The following is a 3733-nucleotide window of genomic DNA, read 5'->3' as shown; positions in this document are numbered from 1 at the left end:
GGCCCGGCCCCGCGAGCGGGGCCGGGCCACGAACCCGGTCTCAGGCGCCGACGGTCCGGGGATCCTCCGGCTCGGTGCGGTCGGTACCGAGGGTCTCTTCCGTGTGCGGGACGTTGTCGGGGACCGCCACGCTCTCGGCCACGGCCACCTCCTCGGCGGTGGGTGCGGCCTCGTGCGGCACGTGCTCCTCAGCGCCCGGGGTGTGCTCGGTGGCGGGGCGCGAGGTGTGCCGTGCCGAGAGGGCGAAGGCCGCGAACGCGCCGATCGCGGTGAGGAGCATGACGGTGTTCATGCTGGCCAGGGTGACCGGGCCGACCATGCCTGCGGTCGAGGCCAGGCTGGAGCCCAGGCCGAACTGCAGGGTGCCCAGGAGGGCGGATCCGCTGCCGGCCACGCGCTGGGACTGTCCGGTCAGGGCCAGTGCGGTGGCGTTGGGTACGACCAGCCCGGTGAAGATCATCATCACGAACAGGGTCGCGGTGATCGAGACCAGCCCGGCGGCGCCGGTGGCGGCCAGTGCGATCAGGGCCAGGACCGAGACCAGGGAGCCGGTCAGGCCCAGCACGAGGCGGCGGTGCACCTCCATGCGGGGCACCAGGGCGGCGTTGACCTGGTTGCCCAGGATCATGCCGAGTGTGGTCACGGCGAAGACCAGGCTGAACTGTTGTGCGCTGGCGCCCAGTTCGGACTGGGCGACGAAGGAGAACGTCGAGATGTAGGTGAAGCTCATCGCGAAGTTCAGTGCCACGACCAGTGTGGGGCCGATGAAGCGCATGTCGCGCAGCAGGTTGCCGAACAGGGCCGCTTGGTCCCGTACCGAGACCTGCTCGCGCTGGTCGGCGGGCAGGCTCTCGGGCAGGACCGTCAGGACCAGGACGAAGGAGGCGGCGCCGGCCAGGCCCAGGGCCACGAAGAGCAGCGGCCAGGGGCCCAGGAGCAGCAGTTGCCCGCCCAGGACGGGGCCGAGCATGGGTGCCAGGCCCGAGAGCAGGACCAGGCGGGAGAAGAAGGTCGCGGCGGCGTCGCCGTCGAAGGCGTCACGCACCACGGCGCGGGAGATCACCAGGCCGGCGGCGGCGGAGAGGCCCTGCAGGAAGCGCAGGACGGTGAAGGTCTCCACGCTGGTGGCCAGAGCGATCCCGAAGGTGGACAAGGTGAACACGGCGATGCCCACCAGCAGTGGGCGGCGGCGTCCCCACCGGTCGCTGAGGGGACCGATGACGAGTTGGCCCAGGGCCATGCCGATCATGACGGTGGTCAGAGTGAACTTGACCCGTGCCTCGGTGGTGGCGAGGTCGTCGGAGATCTGCGGCAGGGCCGGCAGGTACAGGTCGGTGGCGAGCGGACCCAGCGCGGCGAGTACGCCCAGGACGAGGACGAGCAGCGCCGTGCCGCGCTGCGGGGCAGAGGTGGTCCGGGCACGGCGGCGCGGACGAACGGAGGTGAGGTTCACCAGGATCTCCCGTGCGTCAGGCATGCGGTCTGGGGTGGCGCCGTGAACCGCCTTCGGGCGGGGCGCGTGGGAAGGTTCGCCACGTGGGGCGACCTCCGCTTCCAACACAGGACCAAGGGGTGGCAATCCCGGGTTCGGTGCGTTCTCACGGTGATTCGAGTTACGTGAGGACGCTTGCAGGGCCCTGGTCGGGGTTGGAGGGGCCGCTCGGTGGGAGCGGGCTGCCGCTCGGGGCGACTTGTGTTTCCAACACAGGACCAAGGGGTGGCAATCCCCGATGGCGGGTTCGATCGGGGTGATTCGGGTTACGGCGTCGGGGTGTTGGTGCGCACGGGGGTTCGTGGGGGTTTGCCGGGTCGGGCCAATGCATTGACCCGCGCTCGGGCAGAAAGGGATGGCACTGTCAGCAATTCACGCGTACAGGAGGGTTCCATGATCGCCAAGCTCGCCGAGATGGGCGTCACTTCGCAGATGGCTTACACCGCGGGGGCAGCCAGTGTCGGGCTTTCGGTCCTGAGCTGGGTCGTGTCCAAGCAGGGGGAGAGTGCCGGTACGGACCGTGCGGACCGGTGGGGTCTGTTCATCGGTGAATGGGCGCCGACCTTCTTCGCTCTGGGTGTGGCTCTGCGGCTGGAGGAGAAATCCGGTAAGTGAGTCGGCCCTGAGGCCCGGGACCGGAGTCCCGGGCCTTTGCCGTGTCGGGGGTCGGTCGGCGTTGTGGGGCCGGGGTCAGCGCGTGACGGCGTAGCCGTACTGTTCGGGCCAGTCGGGCTGTTCGTCGAGTTCGGTGCGGGCGCGCTGGGCCCAGTAGGGCTCGCGCAGGAGCTGGCGGCCGAGCATGGTGGCGTCGGCATGGCCGCCGGCGACGATGTCCTCGGCCTGTCGGGGGTCGACGATGATGCCGACGGCGGATGTGGCGATGCCCGATCCGCGTCGGGCCTGGGAGGCCAGGGGTACCTGGTAGTCGGGTTCGGCGGGGATCTGTGCGTCGTGGACCATGCCGCCGGTGGAGACGTCGAGCAGGTCCACGCCCACGGCTTGGAGTTCCTTGGCCAGGCGGACGGTGTCGTTGCCGGTCCAGCCCTGGCGGGGGTCGTCGGGGTTCTCGGTGAGCCAGTCGGTGGCCGAGGTGCGGAAGAAGAGGGGCAGGTCCTGGGGCCAGACGGCGCGGACGGCCCGGGCGACCTCGAGGGGCAGGCGCATGCGGTTGTCGAGGCTGCCGCCGTAGTGGTCGGTGCGGTGGTTGGCGACGGGGGAGAGGAAGGAGTTGAGGAGGTAACCGTGGGCGCCGTGGATCTCGGCGACCTGGAAGCCGGCGTCGCGGGCGCGTTCGGCTGAGGCGGTGAAGTCGGCGACGAGGCGGGTGATCTCGTCGGTGGTGAGTTCGTGGGGGTGGTGGAGGCCTTCGAAGGGGTGGGCGCTGGGTGCGACGGGGGTCCAGGCGCCTTGGTCGCGGGTCAGGGCGCGGCCGCCGTTCCAGGGGCGGTCGGTGGCGGCTTTCCGTCCGGCGTGGGCGAGTTGGATGGCGGGGACGGAGCCGTGGTCGCGGATGGCCTGGGTGATGCGGGTGAAGGCTTGTTGCTGTTGGTCGTTCCACAGACCCAGGTCCCAGGGGCTGATGCGGCCGTCGGGGCGTACGGCTGTGGCTTCGGTCATGACCAGGCCGGTGCCGCCGGCGGCGCGGGAGGCCAGGTGGGTGAGGTGGAAGTCGGTGGGTGCGCCGGTGTGGGGGCCCTGGTCGGCGGCGGAGTACATGCACATGGGTGCCATCCACACGCGGTTGGGGATGGTCAGGGAGCGCAGAGTGAGTGGGGTGAACAGGGTGCTCATGTGGGGTCCTCGGGTGGGTGTGGGTGGGTGGTGGGTGCGACCGCACCGTTAGTACGGTAGCGATCGTAGTACGACGATTGTCAAACCATCGTGGTCTCCGTACTTTGAGGGCAGCACACACCGACGAAGGACCAGCCCATGTCGCACACCGGCCGTACCTCCCCCGGGCGGCAGCCCGAGCATCCCGAGGTCGGACAGATCCGCCTGGAATCGGTGCTCAGTGCCCTGGCCGATCCCGTCCGACTGCGGATCGTCTCCGACCTGGCGCGCGGGCATCAGGACATGGCCTGCATCTCCTTCGAGCTGCCGGTGAGCAAGTCCACCTCCACCCACCACTTCCGGGTGCTGCGCGAGGCGGGCATCATCCGCCAGTACTACGAGGGCACCTCCCGGATGAGCCGGTTGCGCACCGAGGAGTTGGACGCGTGTTTTCCCGGCCTGTTGGCGGCG

At 70.1% G+C, this 3733-nt stretch carries 4 protein-coding genes; 2 read left to right on the top strand and 2 right to left on the bottom strand.

What is annotated here, in order from left to right; translation table 11 throughout:
• Window positions 1-40 precede the first annotated feature (40 nt).
• Entirely contained in the window at window positions 41-1477 is a 1437-nt protein-coding gene (locus D456_RS0117095; RefSeq protein WP_017577401.1) for a multidrug effflux MFS transporter, read from the bottom strand.
• Between the two features lie 408 nt (window positions 1478-1885).
• Here D456_RS0117095 and D456_RS0117090 point away from each other — a divergent pair, with 408 nt between their 5' ends.
• The gene (locus D456_RS0117090; RefSeq protein ID WP_017577400.1) at window positions 1886-2107 is read left to right on the top strand and encodes a hypothetical protein; all 222 of its coding nucleotides are present in this window, start codon (window positions 1886-1888) and stop codon (window positions 2105-2107) included.
• A 75-nt stretch (window positions 2108-2182) separates the two neighbouring features.
• On the opposite strand, the gene D456_RS0117085 is transcribed toward D456_RS0117090, so the two are convergent.
• Complete coding sequence (locus D456_RS0117085) at window positions 2183-3283, bottom strand: NADH:flavin oxidoreductase/NADH oxidase (RefSeq protein WP_017577399.1); 1101 nt, start codon at window positions 3281-3283, stop codon at window positions 2183-2185.
• A gap of 138 nt (window positions 3284-3421) precedes the next feature.
• Here D456_RS0117085 and D456_RS0117080 point away from each other — a divergent pair.
• On the top strand, window positions 3422-3733 hold a 312-nt coding region (locus D456_RS0117080), incomplete at its 3' end, for an ArsR/SmtB family transcription factor (protein WP_017577398.1).

Origin of the sequence: Nocardiopsis kunsanensis DSM 44524 (assembly GCF_000340965.1) — a bacterium.
Lineage (GTDB): Bacteria > Actinomycetota > Actinomycetes > Streptosporangiales > Streptosporangiaceae > Nocardiopsis > Nocardiopsis kunsanensis.
Note: the sequence above shows the minus strand (reverse complement) of the source record. Positions and strands in the feature narration are given on the sequence as shown.

Bases quoted from the DNA above. Each gene is read 5' to 3' on its own strand.
- D456_RS0117095 (WP_017577401.1), bottom strand. From the start codon at position 1,477: ATGCCTGACGCACGGGAGATCCTGGTGAACCTCACCTCCGTTCGTCCG.
- D456_RS0117085 (WP_017577399.1), bottom strand. From the start codon at position 3,283: ATGAGCACCCTGTTCACCCCACTCACTCTGCGCTCCCTGACCATCCCC.
- D456_RS0117090 (WP_017577400.1), top strand. From the start codon at position 1,886: ATGATCGCCAAGCTCGCCGAGATGGGCGTCACTTCGCAGATGGCTTAC.